The 13896-nt window shown below is 63.1% G+C and carries 10 protein-coding genes and 1 pseudogene; 2 read left to right on the plus strand and 9 right to left on the minus strand.

What is annotated here, in order from left to right; genetic code table 11:
• Window positions 1-70: 70 nt before the first annotated feature.
• The 7 genes from BOH68_RS13455 to BOH68_RS13485 form a co-directional block, all read right to left on the minus strand.
• Entirely contained in the window at window positions 71-1060 is a 990-nt protein-coding gene (locus BOH68_RS13455) for a TRAP transporter substrate-binding protein (protein ID WP_077375169.1), read from the minus strand.
• A gap of 378 nt (window positions 1061-1438) precedes the next feature.
• On the minus strand, window positions 1439-2254 hold the full coding sequence (locus BOH68_RS13460; protein WP_077375172.1) for a ProQ/FINO family protein: 816 nt from the start codon (window positions 2252-2254) through the stop codon (window positions 1439-1441).
• A gap of 103 nt (window positions 2255-2357) precedes the next feature.
• A complete protein-coding gene (locus BOH68_RS13465) occupies window positions 2358-2909 on the minus strand; it encodes a dihydrofolate reductase (protein ID WP_077375174.1) in 552 nt (183 codons plus the stop codon).
• Entirely contained in the window at window positions 2906-3700 is a 795-nt protein-coding gene (locus BOH68_RS13470; protein WP_077375177.1) for a thymidylate synthase, read from the minus strand. The genes BOH68_RS13465 and BOH68_RS13470 overlap by 4 nt, the downstream gene beginning before the upstream one ends.
• Window positions 3701-3917: 217 nt before the next feature.
• A complete protein-coding gene (gene lgt / locus BOH68_RS13475) occupies window positions 3918-4721 on the minus strand; it encodes a prolipoprotein diacylglyceryl transferase (protein ID WP_077375180.1) in 804 nt (267 codons plus the stop codon).
• A gap of 157 nt (window positions 4722-4878) precedes the next feature.
• Entirely contained in the window at window positions 4879-5661 is a 783-nt protein-coding gene (locus BOH68_RS13480; protein WP_077375183.1) for a sulfite exporter TauE/SafE family protein, read from the minus strand.
• A gap of 93 nt (window positions 5662-5754) precedes the next feature.
• Window positions 5755-8640 carry a response regulator gene (locus BOH68_RS13485; protein WP_170877396.1) on the minus strand — a complete coding sequence of 962 codons (2886 nt, stop codon included), beginning with the start codon at window positions 8638-8640 and terminating at the stop codon, window positions 5755-5757.
• A 269-nt stretch (window positions 8641-8909) separates the two neighbouring features.
• Here BOH68_RS13485 and BOH68_RS13490 point away from each other — a divergent pair, with 269 nt between their 5' ends.
• Window positions 8910-9803, plus strand: a complete 894-nt coding sequence (locus BOH68_RS13490; RefSeq protein WP_077375189.1) for an NRDE family protein — start codon at window positions 8910-8912, stop codon at window positions 9801-9803.
• 91 nt (window positions 9804-9894) lie between these two features.
• Here BOH68_RS13490 and ptsP read toward each other — a convergent pair whose 3' ends face one another.
• Window positions 9895-12198, minus strand: coding sequence for a phosphoenolpyruvate--protein phosphotransferase (ptsP, locus tag BOH68_RS13495; protein ID WP_077375192.1), 2304 nt, complete (start codon window positions 12196-12198; stop codon window positions 9895-9897).
• Window positions 12199-12391: 193 nt separating this feature from the next.
• Window positions 12392-12865: pseudogene (locus BOH68_RS13500) on the minus strand (RNA pyrophosphohydrolase); the annotation flags it as partial.
• A gap of 259 nt (window positions 12866-13124) precedes the next feature.
• Between BOH68_RS13500 and BOH68_RS13505 the strand changes: the two are divergent.
• The gene (locus BOH68_RS13505; protein WP_077375196.1) at window positions 13125-13781 is read left to right on the plus strand and encodes a histidinol-phosphatase; all 657 of its coding nucleotides are present in this window, start codon (window positions 13125-13127) and stop codon (window positions 13779-13781) included.
• The last annotated feature ends 115 nt before the right edge of the window (window positions 13782-13896 follow it).

Genomic DNA, 13896 nt, shown 5'->3' on the forward strand with positions numbered 1-13896 from the left:
ACTTGCCTCGCACGAGAGGACGGACATGTCGCGTCTCCCGGCGAGGCAAGTGATTGTCAGCCTGCGCGTCTCAGCGATTGGCATCCTGAGCGGCATCGATGATGTCCTGACCGATATCATCGGCGAATTCACCCCACACCGGCTTCATCGCATCCACCCACTGCTGGCGCTGCGCATCGTCCAGCGTGATGATCTCGCTCTGACCGGAGTCGATGATGGCCTGCTTGGCCTCGAGATTCTTGGCCTGGGACAGCTCATTGCCATAGGCGATGGCTTCATCCAGCGCTGACTTGACCTCGCCACGCACCTCCTCCGGAAGCCCATTCCAGAAGCGTGCCGAGGACACCACCATGTAATCCAGCACGCCGTGATTGGATTCGGTGATGTAAGGCTGCACTTCAAAGAACTTCTGGGAATAGATATTGGAGTAGGTATTTTCCTGACCGTCGATGGCCTTGGTCTGCAGCAGGATGAAGACTTCGGAGAACGGCTTCTTCAGCGAGACGGCATCCAGCGCATCGAACTGCGCCTCGAGCACGTCAGAGGTCATGATGCGGAATTTCTTGCCATCCGCATCATCAGGCACCGTGAGCGGTGAGGACGCGGAGAGCTGCTTCATGCCGTTGTGCAGATACCCGAGTCCGACCAGTCCCTTGGGCTCCAGCGCCGTCAGCAAGGATTGGCCTGTCTCGCTGCTCTGGAAACGCTCCACCGCTTCCATGTCCTTGAACAGGAACGGCAGATCGAAGACCTGCAGCTGATCCGTGTATTTCTGGAACTTGGAGAGTGACGGAGCCGCCAGCTGGACATCGCCCAGCAGCATGGCTTCCAGCACCTTGTCATCCCCATAGAGCTGGGAGCTGGGATAGAGCTCAACGGCCACCTGATCCCCCAGTCGCTCTGCGACCAGCTCCTGGAACTTCTTGCCCATCTGCCCCTTGGGGGTGTTTTCCGCGACGACGTGAGAGAACTTGATGGTGATGGGGTCGGCCATGACAGCGGTCGAGGCCATCAGAATGGCGGCACTCAGGGCTGTCAGGGCAGGCTTGAAAAGGCGCATGGCAGTTCCTCTCGGAATCTTGGTTGTTATTGGGGTTTGGTCATCTGTTGATCATCCCGCCTGGCGTGTGCTGCATCACGACACTCGGCATGAGCGCGAGTCGCAACGCCAGACATGAGCGCGAGCAGGGACACCTGGGTATAGCGAGTACCGCGCCATGAGCAGCACATTCCCAGTTTTTTCGATTGAATTCAGATACCTGTGGCGAAAACCCTTCTTCGCGACATGAGTGGACTTGCCGACAGCGCCGGCCCGATGTGCGGATTTCCACCCACCAACGACAGAGCCCCTGTGCGGCAATCCGCACAGGGGCTCTGAACACTGACGATCAAGGTGACAGTGCGGGCTGGCCATGGGGCCTGCCTGCACGGCACGTCGCTAGCGGTGCTTGGTCATCAATTCACTCAGCTTGTGGCTGATGCGCTGGCTGGCAGCCTGCTCCTCACGCTCCTTCTGCTGACGAGTCAGCTCCGCGAGCTGCTGACGTGCATGCAATGCCTCGTCTTCCGTGACGGCACCCACGGACTGACCTTCAAGATCGACCCGCTGCGTGCCGGCACGAACGGCCTTCAGGTAACGTGGCAAGTGGACGTAGCCCGCCAGAGCGCGGCGCACGAGCTTCTCGTCCCAGGGCTCGTTCTCCAGCAACTCGACATGGATGCCGATCTTCAAGGGACGGGTGTGGCCCTTGAAGAAGGTATCCGGATAGCGCTTGTACCATTGCTTGAGCAGCGCCTGGGGCGACGGCGGCGTTGCCTGGTCCGGTGTCTCGTCAGAGCCAGCGGATTCGACTGGCGCGTCGTTAGACATTGCTGGCGACGGTACAGACTCGGCGTCAGCGGTCTCCCCCGAGACAACATAGGGTGACTCGCTCGCGGAGGCCAGCTGCTCCGCGGCAGCTTCCACCTGCGCAGCACTGGGGCGCGCATCCTCCACCGGCTGTGACGCGGGCGACTGTGCGCTGCGTTCGCGCAACTCGCGCAGCTCGGCATCACGCGCCATCAAGGCCTCGCTCAGCCCGGTCAGCTGCGCCTGCTGCTCCTGCATCTGCTGGCGCAGCGCGGCCAGCGTCTCGCGTAGCTGGGCATTTTCCGATTCCAGCGCCAGACGAGCCTGACGCTCTCCGTCACGCTGCTGTCGCTGGGTGTCGGCTTCATGTTCAAGCGCAGAGTACAGCGCTTCGAGGCGATCCATCGTCAAGGCCTGAGCCTCCCTTGCACGCTATGGGCAGTTCCGTTTGGCACCAGTCTGTGTCAGTACCTGCTGACTGTAAAGTTCCCGCTGGCAGGCGCAAGCGCTAGTCGTCCCTGCGCTCATAGCGCACGAAGTCATAGGCAGGCAGGCCTTCACCACTTTCTCCCGGCACACGCTGAGCTTCTTCCCAGTCAGCACCAAGCTCCGGGAAGTGCGCATCGCCTTCGATCTCGACCGCTACCTCGGTCAGGTACAGACGCGTGGCGACGGGCAGTGCCTGTGCATAGATCAGTCCACCCCCGATCACCATGATCTCGTCCACACCCTCGATCATCGCATGGTGATCCGCCATGTTGAGCGCCGCCGCCAGATCGTGACAGACCCGAACGCCATCGTGGTGGAACTCGCTGTCACGCGTGACGATGATATTGAGTCGATTGGGCAGCGGCTTGCCGATGGAGGCAAAGGTCTTGCGCCCCATGATCACCGGCTTGCCCTGGGTCGCATGCTTGAAGAACTTCAGGTCTTCCGGCAGGTACCAAGGCAGATTGTTGTCGACACCAATCACGCGATTGACCGACATGGCGGCGATCATCGCCACCGGGACCACGGTCTCGGCGGCGGCACTCAGCGGAGAAAATTCCTTGTCACTCATACGGCCACCTGCGCCTTGATATGCGGATGGGATTCATAGCCTTCGATGGCGATGTCCTCGAAGGTGAAGTCGAACAGATCCGTCACGTCCGGATTCAGCTTGAGCGTCGGCAGGGCCAGCGGCTCCCGCGTCAGCTGCTCACGCGCCTGCTCCAGATGATTGCTGTAGAGGTGGGCATCGCCGAGGGTATGAATGAATTCCCCCGGCTTGAGACCACAGACCTGAGCGATCATCTGGGTCAACAGCGCATAGCTGGCGATGTTGAACGGCACGCCGAGGAAGATGTCGGCGCTACGCTGATAGAGCTGGCAGGACAGCCGACCCTCGGCGACATAGAACTGGAACAGGGCATGACACGGCGGAAGCTTCATCTGATCGATGAGCGCTGGGTTCCAGGCCGAGACCATCATGCGACGCGAATCGGGATTGGTCTTGATCTGCTCGATGACATTGGCGATCTGATCGATACCTTCTCCACTCAAGCTCGGCCAGCTGCGCCACTGGTAGCCATAGACCGGCCCGAGATCGCCATTCTCATCGGCCCACTCATCCCAGATACGCACGCCATTTTCCTTGAGGTAGGCGATGTTGGTGTCGCCTTTCAAGAACCACAGCAGCTCGTGGATGATCGAGCGCAGGTGCAGTTTCTTGGTGGTGACCAGCGGAAAGCCTTCGGCCAGATCGAAACGCATCTGGTGACCGAAGACACTCAAGGTACCGGTACCGGTGCGGTCGCCCTTTTGCGTGCCGTTTTCCAGCACGTGGCGCATCAGATCGAGATAGGGTTGCATGGGCAGCGGGTCCGTACGGCGGATCAGAGGCTGGCTCGGCGAGCGGATCCGGGGGATCGGCTCTGCACCAGCCTCTTCATGAATTCGAATCGTTCACTTGACGATATTTTACGCTGCCAGATACGCAAGAACGCGGCCCGATGGCCGCGTTCTTGCGTATCTGGCAGGGGGCCAGTTTACACCGATTGCCCCCTGTAATCACACCTGCATTCCCACCTCAGGATGCGCGAGGCAGCGGCGGCTGCGCCACGTCCTGACCACGCGACCATGCCATCAGCAGCAACCCGAACAGCACCATCGGCAGCGACAGCAGCTGACCCATGGTCAGCCAGTCGAAGGCGATGAAGCCGAGCTGGGAATCCGGTTGGCGGAAGAACTCGGTGATGAAACGGAAACTGCCGTAGCAGAGCAGGAACAGACCGGAGATCAACCCCTTCTGGCGCGGCTCTCGCGAGGCGAACCACAGGATCGCGAACAGCGCGACGCCTTCCAGCGCGAATTGATAGAGCTGAGAGGGATGGCGTGGCTCCGGCCCGTAGAGCGGATAGACCATGCCCCATGAGACATCGGTGATACGCCCCGGCAGCTCCTGGTTGATGAAGTTGCCCAAGCGCCCTGCGCCGAGGCCGATCGGTACCATCGGCGCGATGAAGTCAGTCAGCTGGAAGAAGGTCAGCTGGTGACGACGCGCGAACACCAGCATGGCGATCAACACACCCAGCAGGCCGCCATGGAAGCTCATGCCGCCATCCCAGACCTTGAAGATCCACACCGGGTCCGCCAGCAACTTGTCGAAGCCGTAGAAGAGCGCATACCCCAGGCGCCCACCCAGCACCACGCCCAACGCACCGAAGAAGATCAGGTCTCCCACGGCATCCTGACTCAGGCCGACCCGCCCGCGCCGGGCACGCGCCAGCCCCCAGGCCGCCGCGAAGCCGATCACGTACATCAATCCATACCAGTGAATCTTGAAAGGCCCCAATGCCAACGCCACGGGGTCGATCTGAGGATATTGCAACATGAGAAAACCTTGAATGAATAAGTCGGCACGACTGACGCCAGTCGCAAGTCTTTCGCCATCAATCCGATGCGCTACCGGTCAGGTGGCGAAGGATAACAGCTCGCGCATGAACGCCACCTAGCAGCCCTTCCCGGCAAAGCGGACATGCCGAGATGTCTCACGAGACGAGAAAGCGCAGCCCCACGATCACGAGAATCAACGCGAACAACCGCTTGAGCAACAGCGCCGGCAACGCATGGGCCAGCCGTGCGCCCACTCGCGCGAAGGGCACCGACACCAGCACGATGCCGAGCCAGGCAACCCAATGCACATAGCCGATGGCATGCTCCGGCAAGCCCGGGGCGTGCCAGCCCACCGCGATATTGGTCAGCGCTGCCACCAAGGCGATGGGAAACCCGGCCGCGGCCGCCGTCCCGACCGCCTCGGTCATGCGCGCCTGCCAGCTGGTCAACATCGGCACCATCACCGTCCCCCCTCCGATCCCGAAGAGCGCGGATACCACCCCGACGGTGCCACCGCCAAGAAACTGCCCGGCACGCCCCGGCGCCTGCGCCAGCTGACCCACCTTGAGATCCAGTCCCATCTTGACGGCGACCAGCAGCACGAAGCCACCGAACAGCAGCTTGAGCATCTCGCTGCTCAGTCCGCCCGCCAGCACCACCCCCAGCGCGGTTCCCACCACCAGTCCGGGCAGCAGGCGCTTGAGCCAGTCCAGACGCACGGCGCCACGCTCATGATGCGCACGCGCCGATGACAGCGAGGTCACCACGATGGTCGCCAGTGAGGTACCTATCGCCAGATGCATCAAGACATCAGTGGCGACACCTTGCAGCGCAAAGGCTGCCGCCAGCACCGGCACGATGACCAGCCCGCCACCGATACCGAACAGGCCGGCGATCAGACCCGCCACGGCCCCCAACACGGGATACCACCACCACATGCCCCACTCCTTGCACCTGTCTTCATCGAGAACCTCTGTCAAAGGGCCGGGTTGAGGCCATGAACCGATGGCTCATCGCTCACCCTTGCCAACTCAGACCCCATCACCCGTCACGCCACCTTCTGCTCCCGGTGCCTTCATCGTGGCCCGAGGCAGCCATTTGCGAACCTTGTCGATCAACGCCTGAGGACGATAGGGCTTGCCAAGATAATCATCCAGACCTGCCGCGAAGAAACGCTCGCGGTCCGCCTCGCTGGCATTGGCCGTCAGGGCAATGATCACGCTACGCCTGTCACTGCCGGCCCCGGCCTCCTGTTCGCGCCAATTCCGGGTAACGCTGACGCCATCCATGCCGGGCATGAAGATATCCATGAACACCAGGTCGTAGAAATGGCGCTCGCGCGCGGCCAGCGCATCTTCTCCACTGCTCGCCGTATCCACCACCAATCCCTGGCGGCCGAGCACCGTGCGCGCCAGCATGGCGTTCACCGGACCGTCATCGACGACCAGAATGCGAGTTTCGACAGGATTGTCCGGCCAGGACAACGGCACCAGGATCTCCAGCACCTCCTCCCCTTGCGTCTCATGCTGTCGGTAGCGCCCGCCGAGCTCCTCCACCAGACGACGAGCCATCAACAGCGAGGAAGGCGCATTGCGCCCGACATCGAGGCCACAGTGATCGTGAAGCTCAAGCCTCAGCCAGCATCGCCCCCCTGTCTCAGTGTCCCTCAGGCCAGCTCCCGTCGGGCCACCGGCCAGCGACGACGCACCCTCGGCGTCCACCACCTCGACGAACACGCGATGCCGACCCGCGCTGGCGCGTCGACAACCATCTTCCGACAGATGCTCGAAGAGCTGCGCCAGACGCCGTACATCGCCACGCAGCAATGCAGGCAGCGCGCCCAGCTGCCACTCGAAGGGCAGTCCCACGTCGTGGTAGCGCTGCTGCATGTCATTGAGCAGCGCTCCCAGCGCCTCGGCCGGCGTGAACAGATTCTCCTCCAGCGGCGTGCGCACGACATCGTCGCGCTCCGTCAGCACATTCAGCAGCTGTGCCACGCTATCGAGACGCCCCTGCAGCAGGCTCAGCTCGGCATCCTCCAGATGACGCTCGCGACGCAACTGCCCCAGCTTGCGCACCAATCCCTGCAAGGGAGGCGTCAACTCGGCGTGCAGCATGTCCAGATAGTCACTCTTGAGGCGGGCTTCCTCGCGCGCCCTGTCGCGTGCGACCAGCAACTGCTGGCTGGCCTGATCATGTTCTGATTCATCAATCATCACGCCCAGCACTTGGGCGGGGTCGTTGTTGAAACGGCACAGCTCGAGACGCATGCGCCGCATGCGGCCCTCGGCATCATGGACGCGCAATTCTCGACTGTTGGGTACGCTCGGGTTGGGCTCCAGCATCAGCAGACTCCCGACCGAGCGCCCCAGCGCTTCATGTAGCACCAGCCCGAACAGCTTCTCGAAGGCAGGATTGGCCATCGCCAGCAGGCCATGACGCATCACGAAGGCAGGCAGTGGCAAGGCATCCAGTTCGTGGCCACGACCACGGCGCAGCAGTGCCACGGCAGCACGGTGACGGCGCAGAATCTCGTCGGCCGGATACGCCTGATGGGCCGAGACGGGATACTCCTCCATGACCTGCCCCTGCTCGAGCCGCACGCTCTGGCGTGCCAACCATTCCAGTGGCTGCCCCAGGCGCTGATCAAGGCGACGCAGGCGCCATTGCAGAATCAGCATGCTCACCGCGAAGACCAGCAGCAAGGCACCGGCGCTGCCCAGCAGCAATGACAGCAATGGCATCTCGCCCGGCACGTCAAGATCGCGCCGCGCCACCAGTCGCCAGCCATTGACGGGCAAGGTGTCCCAGACGACGGCACGCGCCGCAGGTCCTGGCAGCAAGGTAGCGCCACGCAGACCGCCGTCCACCGCCTGGGCCACGTCATCGGGCAGGCGTCGCGGCCGAGGGTCACGCGTATTGCTGCTGGCCGCCCACACTTCCAGGTCCTGACCGATCAGCCAATAGGGGGCCGTGCGGCCCTGACCAGGCAGCAGCAAGCGAGATTCCATCTGGGGGACCGCGAGATCCAGCCCGACATGGACCTTCTGTCCCGCGTTGAGTTCCACCTCGACCAGCGCGGTGATCTGAGGCAGGCCCGCCGGACCGGGATGTGGCGGCAGCCAGACGACCCGCGGCGCGCCGTTGTCCGAGCTGCTGGCCAGCTGGCGCTGAGTGGCAGGTGTGACATCGGTGTAGGGAAGGAGCCTGGTGCCCGGTGAGAAGGCATCCAGCACGTTGAACCAGGGGTAGAGCATGATCATGCTGTTGTCGAGACTGACGAACAGTCGCGAGATCAATGGGTCCGTGGAATACAGATCCGACAACAGCCATTGCATCCGGATCAGGCGTCGCGCCACGTCGTGATCCTGCTCATCCAATGCGCGGTGAAACTCTCCGTACAAGGCAGCGCCGCCACGCGTGATCGGCCGGAACAGCTGACCTTCCTCGGTCAACACCAGCTCATTCAATGACGAATCCGCCTCGTCCCCGGCATGGTCGAGATGGCGACGCGTGTAGCGCGCCAGAATCTGCAGACGACGCTGCTGCGCCTCGAAGCGCTCATTCACCAAGGCAGTGGCCAGCGAATGCTGCTGGCGAAGCTCGCCCAGGGCGCTGTCCACGAGCTTGTGCCGCTCGCTGTCCCAGGTGACCCAGGCCCCGACCAGACAGCTGAGCGCCACTGCCAGCTCGGCGAGCAGCAGCGGGCCCACCGTCAGGCGACTCATGCGCCGCCATACCGATTCCAGTCCACTGGGGCTGCTCTCACTGCGGTTCCCCGCACTGCCGCCATCCTCGAGACGAGTGGCGTCGCCGGTGACGCCGGACGCTCCCGTCGGGGGAGCCTCCGCTTGGGAAGATTCAGCCTCGGGCGAGCGTGACGCTGGCTCGACAGGGGGAGGACGGCGCGAGAACATGGTCTGGGAGCATCCTGTAGATGGACCTGACAGCAAAAACCATCGGGCATGGGTGCAGCGATTCGTGACGTGGCGTGACATTGCCGCAGCAGTACGATCGGGTCGCATCGAGCCATGCTGCCCGTAGCCCGACGTCACGGCAGATCGTCGGCCCGTTCGCCACAAGACTGCAGCATACGCAAGCCACTGACAGGCGTCATGTTCCCGGCGCGACACCTGTCACATCCTGATCCCCGGGAACCTCGCCCACCCTCTTTCGGAGTCTCGCCATGTGCCTGATGGCATTCGATTGGCAGCCAGATGCCACGACAGGTCACTGCCTCACGCTGCTGGGCAACCGCGACGAGTTTCATGCCCGTGCGACCACTGGCCTGTGCCGCTGGCCGGATACCGCCCTGTGTGGTGGTCGTGATCTGGTGGCAGGAGGGGGATGGCTGGTCATGCATCGGGCCGGCGCCCTGGCGACGCTGACCAATGTCCGCCAGCTGGACCGCCCCTCCCATGCGGCCACCATCAGTCGCGGTCAGCTGGTCACGGCCGCCGTGCGACAGGCGGTGGCCAATGCCTCCACCCTGTCGCCTGGGGACTGGCTGGAGGCCCTGAGCGCTGGCGAGACCGTCATGGCAAGGCTCGCGGCGGACTCTCCCGAGCACTGCGAACCCCTGAGCTTGAGCGCACTTGACTGGTGCAATTTGCTGGTCTGCGATGGCCGGACTCTCTGGCGACTCCATCATGGGCCCGACGGCAGCCAGCTGATCCGACTCCCCCCTGGGCTGCATAGCCTGTCCAATGGTCACCCGGACAATGAATGGCCAAAGCAGCGGCGACTCAGACAGCGCCTTGCCGCGCTGAAGGCGTCTGCGGTCATGCACGATGACGATGCCTGTCTGGGTATCCTGCAGGATGGATGGCGGCCGCCGACGGCACAGTTGCCGGCCACCGGCCTGGCGCTTGAGCGGGAAGCCCTGCTGTCCAGCCCCTTCATCACCAGCCCCGAGTACGGCACCCGCGCTGCCACCCTGGTGCGCTGGCAGCGAGATGACAAGCGGGCCTCACTGACACTGCATGAGCGCCGCTTTTCACCACAAGGCCAGTGCGTCGCTCATCGCAAGGCCGTGTCGCACCTCCAGGAGGAAGCGACACGGGGATGGCATCTGAGCTGACGATTGCCTGCAGGGGACGTCTTGAAGGAAGGCCAGCGAGAGGACGCCGCCCGAGGCAGGAGCGCAGGTCTGCGATCCTGCCTGCAAGTCGCTAACGAGAGACTGCCGCCTGGGCCGCACTGGCATCCGGCGTGTGGTCACGCGGTGGCAACAGATGCGCCAGCTCCCATGCCTGCATGCGCTCCAGCAGCAGGCCATGCACCTGATTGGCCGTCGGCTGACACAGGACCTCGCTGACCAGCCCCTGGGCTGCCGCCAACGACACGCGGCGAATGGCGGCACGGACACGTGGCAGGCTGGGCGCATTCATCGATAGACCATCAAAGCCCATTCCCAGCAGCAGCAAGGCGCCGGCAGGGTCACCGGCCAGCTCACCGCAGACGCTCACCGGCATGCCCAGCGCTTTCGATTCTTCCGCCAGGCGCGCCAGCGCGCGCAATACCGCCGGGTGACACGCATCATAGAGACTCGCCACTCGTGGGTTATTGCGGTCCACCGCCAGCAGGTACTGGGTGAGGTCGTTGGACCCCACCGAGAAGAAGTCGACCTGGGTCGCGAGCGCTTCCAGCTGATAGAGGGCCGCCGGCACCTCGATCATCACGCCGACGCTGGGCCGTGAGACGTTGACACCGTCTTCCGCCAGCTCGATCAAGGCACGATTGACCAGCGCCAGCGCGGCATCCACCTCCTCGATCCCCGAGACCATCGGCAACATGATACGCAGATTGTCCAGGCCCTCGGCGGCGCGCAGCATGGCACGCAGCTGCACCATCAGGACTTCCGGGTGATCCAGTGTCACGCGTATGCCGCGCCAGCCAAGGAAGGGATTGGCCTCCTTGATGGGGAAATAGGGAAGATCCTTGTCGCCCCCGATATCCAGCGTACGCATGGTGACAGGCAGAGGGGCAAAACCGGCCAGCTGCTCACGGTAGAGTCGTGCCTGCTCCTGCTCGCTGGGGAAGCGATCATTCATCATGAAGGGCACTTCCGTGCGGTAGAGCCCCACGCCGCCAACCCGGGTCTTGAGCGAGGCCACGGCATCCAGCGCCAGGCCGGTATTGACCATCAATGGCATCACATGGCCATCAGGCGTCACGCTCGGCAGATCCTGCTCCTGCTCCAGCAGCACGCTCAGCGCCTGCTCCTCGGCGATCAGCCGCGAATAATGCACGCTGAGTTCATGCTCCGGACGCACCACCAGGCGACCGCGATGGCCATCGAGGATCACCGGCGCGCCACCCAGGCGTGACAGCGGCAGATCCACCATCCCGAGTACGGTCGGAATTCCCATGGCCCGCGCCAGGATGGCGACGTGGGAGGTGCTGGACCCGCTGACCGCCACCAGCCCCTTGAGCCGCTCCCGCGGTACCTCGCCCAGTGTCGCCGGGCTGATCTCATGGCCGATCAGGATGGTGTTCTCGGGGTACTCGATCGGGCCGCTGTCGCCCTCCTCCTGCAGATGCGCGAGCACCCGCCGGCCAAGATCGCGGATATCCGCGGCGCGCTCACGCAGATAGTCATCATCCACGCGCTCGAGATACTGAACATGCCGGCGCACGATATCGGCCAGTGCCGCAGGCGCCCACTGCCCTTCCCGGATACGCTTCTCGACCTCCTGGCCCAGCGCCGCGTCGCCCAGCATCTGCTGGTAGACCTCGAACAGCGCATGCTCCTGAGTGGAGATACGACTGGCCAGCCGCTCTGCCGCGACACGGATTTCCTCGCGCACGGCGTTGATCGCCTCCTTCAGGCGAGCGATCTCGAAGTCGATGTCGGTGGGAATGAGGTCCGGCACCGAGTCCAGATCCGCCGGCGGAGAGAGCACGAAGGCCTTGCCGATGACGACACCGGGAGACCCGGCGACTCCCTTGAAGGTCGCCTGGCCGCTGGTCCCGGCCAGCTTGCCCAGTGCCCCGGTCGCCAACGCATGCGCCAGCACACCCGCCAGCTGCGCGCCCAGCGTGACAAGAAAGGCTTCTTCGCCCTCATCGAAACGACGCTTCTCGTGCTGCTGGATGACCAGTACGCCGAGCACGCGGCGCTGATGGATGATGGGGACGCCCAGGAAGCTGGAGAAGCGCTCCTCGCCGGTTTCCTCAAAATACCGGAACTGGGGGTGCGCCGGGGCATCCTCGAGGTTGAGCGGCTCCTCTCTGAGCGCCACCATGCCCACCAGCCCTTCACCGCGCGCCATGCTGACCTGTCCCACGGAAGACGAGCGCAGGCCAATGGTGTCCTTGAGCACGAATCGGTCCGTCTCGGGCGCCAGAAGGTAGACGGAACAGACATCCGTCTTCATGGCCTTGCGAATGCGCAACACCATCGTCGCCAGCGCCGCGTCGAGTGAACGCGCGCCATTGACCTCCTGAACGATACGCCGCAATACCTCAAGCATGGTGTACCTCGAGCATGACGCGCCTCACGAGGAAACAGGGTTCCTGGCCCGGACGCGCACGTTGCAGATGATGAGCCCGACCTCAATCGGGGATGTGGCGATCATTTCCCGTCGGCCTGATGGCGACCTTGTCCTCGCTGCAGGGCATGTTGCCTTGCACCGCCGAGAGCGGCAGATTGCCCTGCGAATCCACCAGTCGTTGCAGACGCGGTGCCAGTTCACGCAACGCGCGCCGGTAGACCTCGCGCTTGAAGGCCACGACCTGACCCAGCGGATACCAGTAACTGACCCACCGCCAACCATCGAACTCCGGCTTGGGCGTGGAATCCACACTCACGCGGTTGTCCTGACAGCGGATCTGCAACAGGAACCACTTCTGTTTCTGACCGATGCAGATCGGTCGGGAGTGCGTTCTCACCATGCGTCTGGGCAACCGGTAGCGCAGCCATCCTCGGGTACAGGCCAGTATCTCGACGTCCTCGGCCTTGAGGCCGATCTCTTCCTCGAGTTCACGATACAACGCCTGTTGCGGTGTCTCGTTTGGCTTGATGCCCCCTTGCGGAAACTGCCACGCATTCTGTCCTACCCGGCGCGCCCAGAGCAGCTGGCCCTCACAGTTGGCAATGATGATGCCAACGTTGGGGCGAAAGCCGTCAGCGTCGATCACGGATGTCACCTTTGATTCGTTAATTGAAACCATTCTTCCACAAAGGCTGAAAGCGCTTCAATACGCGGTTTGGCGGTGTGAAAGGCCAGGCACGTCTGCAATAATCGACCCCTTCACCGTATTGCACTGCAACACCGCCTTCGGAAATCCTCCGTTGGCCCCCGTACACCCGCGCAAACACTGGGCCGGCGACCTTGCCGCGCCCCTCTGTCTGCGTCCGTCGCCCACGCCAACGGCTGGGCTGAGCAAGGAGTTCTCCGTGAGTCTGGCCATCTTTGATCTCGACAATACCCTGATCGCCGGGGACAGCGATCACGCCTGGGGCGAGTTCCTGGTTGAACAAGGCGCTGTCGACGCTGACACCTACCGTGAAGCCAACGAGCGCTATTTCCAGCTCTATCAGAGTGGCGAACTGGACATTCACGAGTACCTGGCCTTCTCACTCAAGCCGCTGGCCGAGAACAGTCCGGAACAACTCGCCGCCTGGCACCAGCAGTTCATGGCCGCCAAGATCGAGCCCATCATTCTGGCACGGGCAGAAGAGCTGCTGGCGCGTCACCGTGCACGCGGCGATACGCTGCTGATCATCACCGCCACCAACCGCTTCATCACTGCCCCCATCGCCGAGCGCCTTGGCGTGGATGACCTGATCGCCATCGAGCCCGAGATCATCGACGGGCGCTACACCGGCCGCGTCGACGGAGTTCCCAGCTTCCAGGGCGGCAAGGTCACTCGCCTCGAAGCCTGGCTTGCCGAGCGTGATCACACCCTGGATGGCAGCACCTTCTATAGTGACTCCATCAATGATCTTCCGCTGCTCGAGCGTGTCGATACTGCCATTGCAGTGGACCCGGATGAGCAACTGTTGGCGACCGCCCAGCAGCGCGGATGGCGCATCATCTCACTGCGTGACTGACAAGCCATTGATTTTCAAACAAATAATCGACCTATAAGGGAATGCAGCTTCATCTATAAGGTTTTCATGTGGCTACAGGCATTCACCATAAAGTCGACCTTATTTGCTGAATCAT

This window comes from Cobetia sp. MM1IDA2H-1 (assembly GCF_002916775.2).
Taxonomy (GTDB): domain Bacteria; phylum Pseudomonadota; class Gammaproteobacteria; order Pseudomonadales; family Halomonadaceae; genus Cobetia; species Cobetia marina.

Bases quoted from the DNA above. Each gene is read 5' to 3' on its own strand.
- BOH68_RS13455 (WP_077375169.1), bottom strand. From the start codon at position 1,060: ATGCGCCTTTTCAAGCCTGCCCTGACAGCCCTGAGTGCCGCCATTCTG.
- BOH68_RS13465 (WP_077375174.1), bottom strand. From the start codon at position 2,909: ATGAGTGACAAGGAATTTTCTCCGCTGAGTGCCGCCGCCGAGACCGTG.
- BOH68_RS13490 (WP_077375189.1), top strand. From the start codon at position 8,910: ATGTGCCTGATGGCATTCGATTGGCAGCCAGATGCCACGACAGGTCAC.
- lgt (WP_077375180.1), bottom strand. From the start codon at position 4,721: ATGTTGCAATATCCTCAGATCGACCCCGTGGCGTTGGCATTGGGGCCT.
- BOH68_RS13470 (WP_077375177.1), bottom strand. From the start codon at position 3,700: ATGCAACCCTATCTCGATCTGATGCGCCACGTGCTGGAAAACGGCACG.
- BOH68_RS13460 (WP_077375172.1), bottom strand. From the start codon at position 2,254: ATGGATCGCCTCGAAGCGCTGTACTCTGCGCTTGAACATGAAGCCGAC.
- ptsP (WP_077375192.1), bottom strand. From the start codon at position 12,198: ATGCTTGAGGTATTGCGGCGTATCGTTCAGGAGGTCAATGGCGCGCGT.
- BOH68_RS13480 (WP_077375183.1), bottom strand. From the start codon at position 5,661: ATGTGGTGGTGGTATCCCGTGTTGGGGGCCGTGGCGGGTCTGATCGCC.
- BOH68_RS13485 (WP_170877396.1), bottom strand. From the start codon at position 8,640: ATGTTCTCGCGCCGTCCTCCCCCTGTCGAGCCAGCGTCACGCTCGCCC.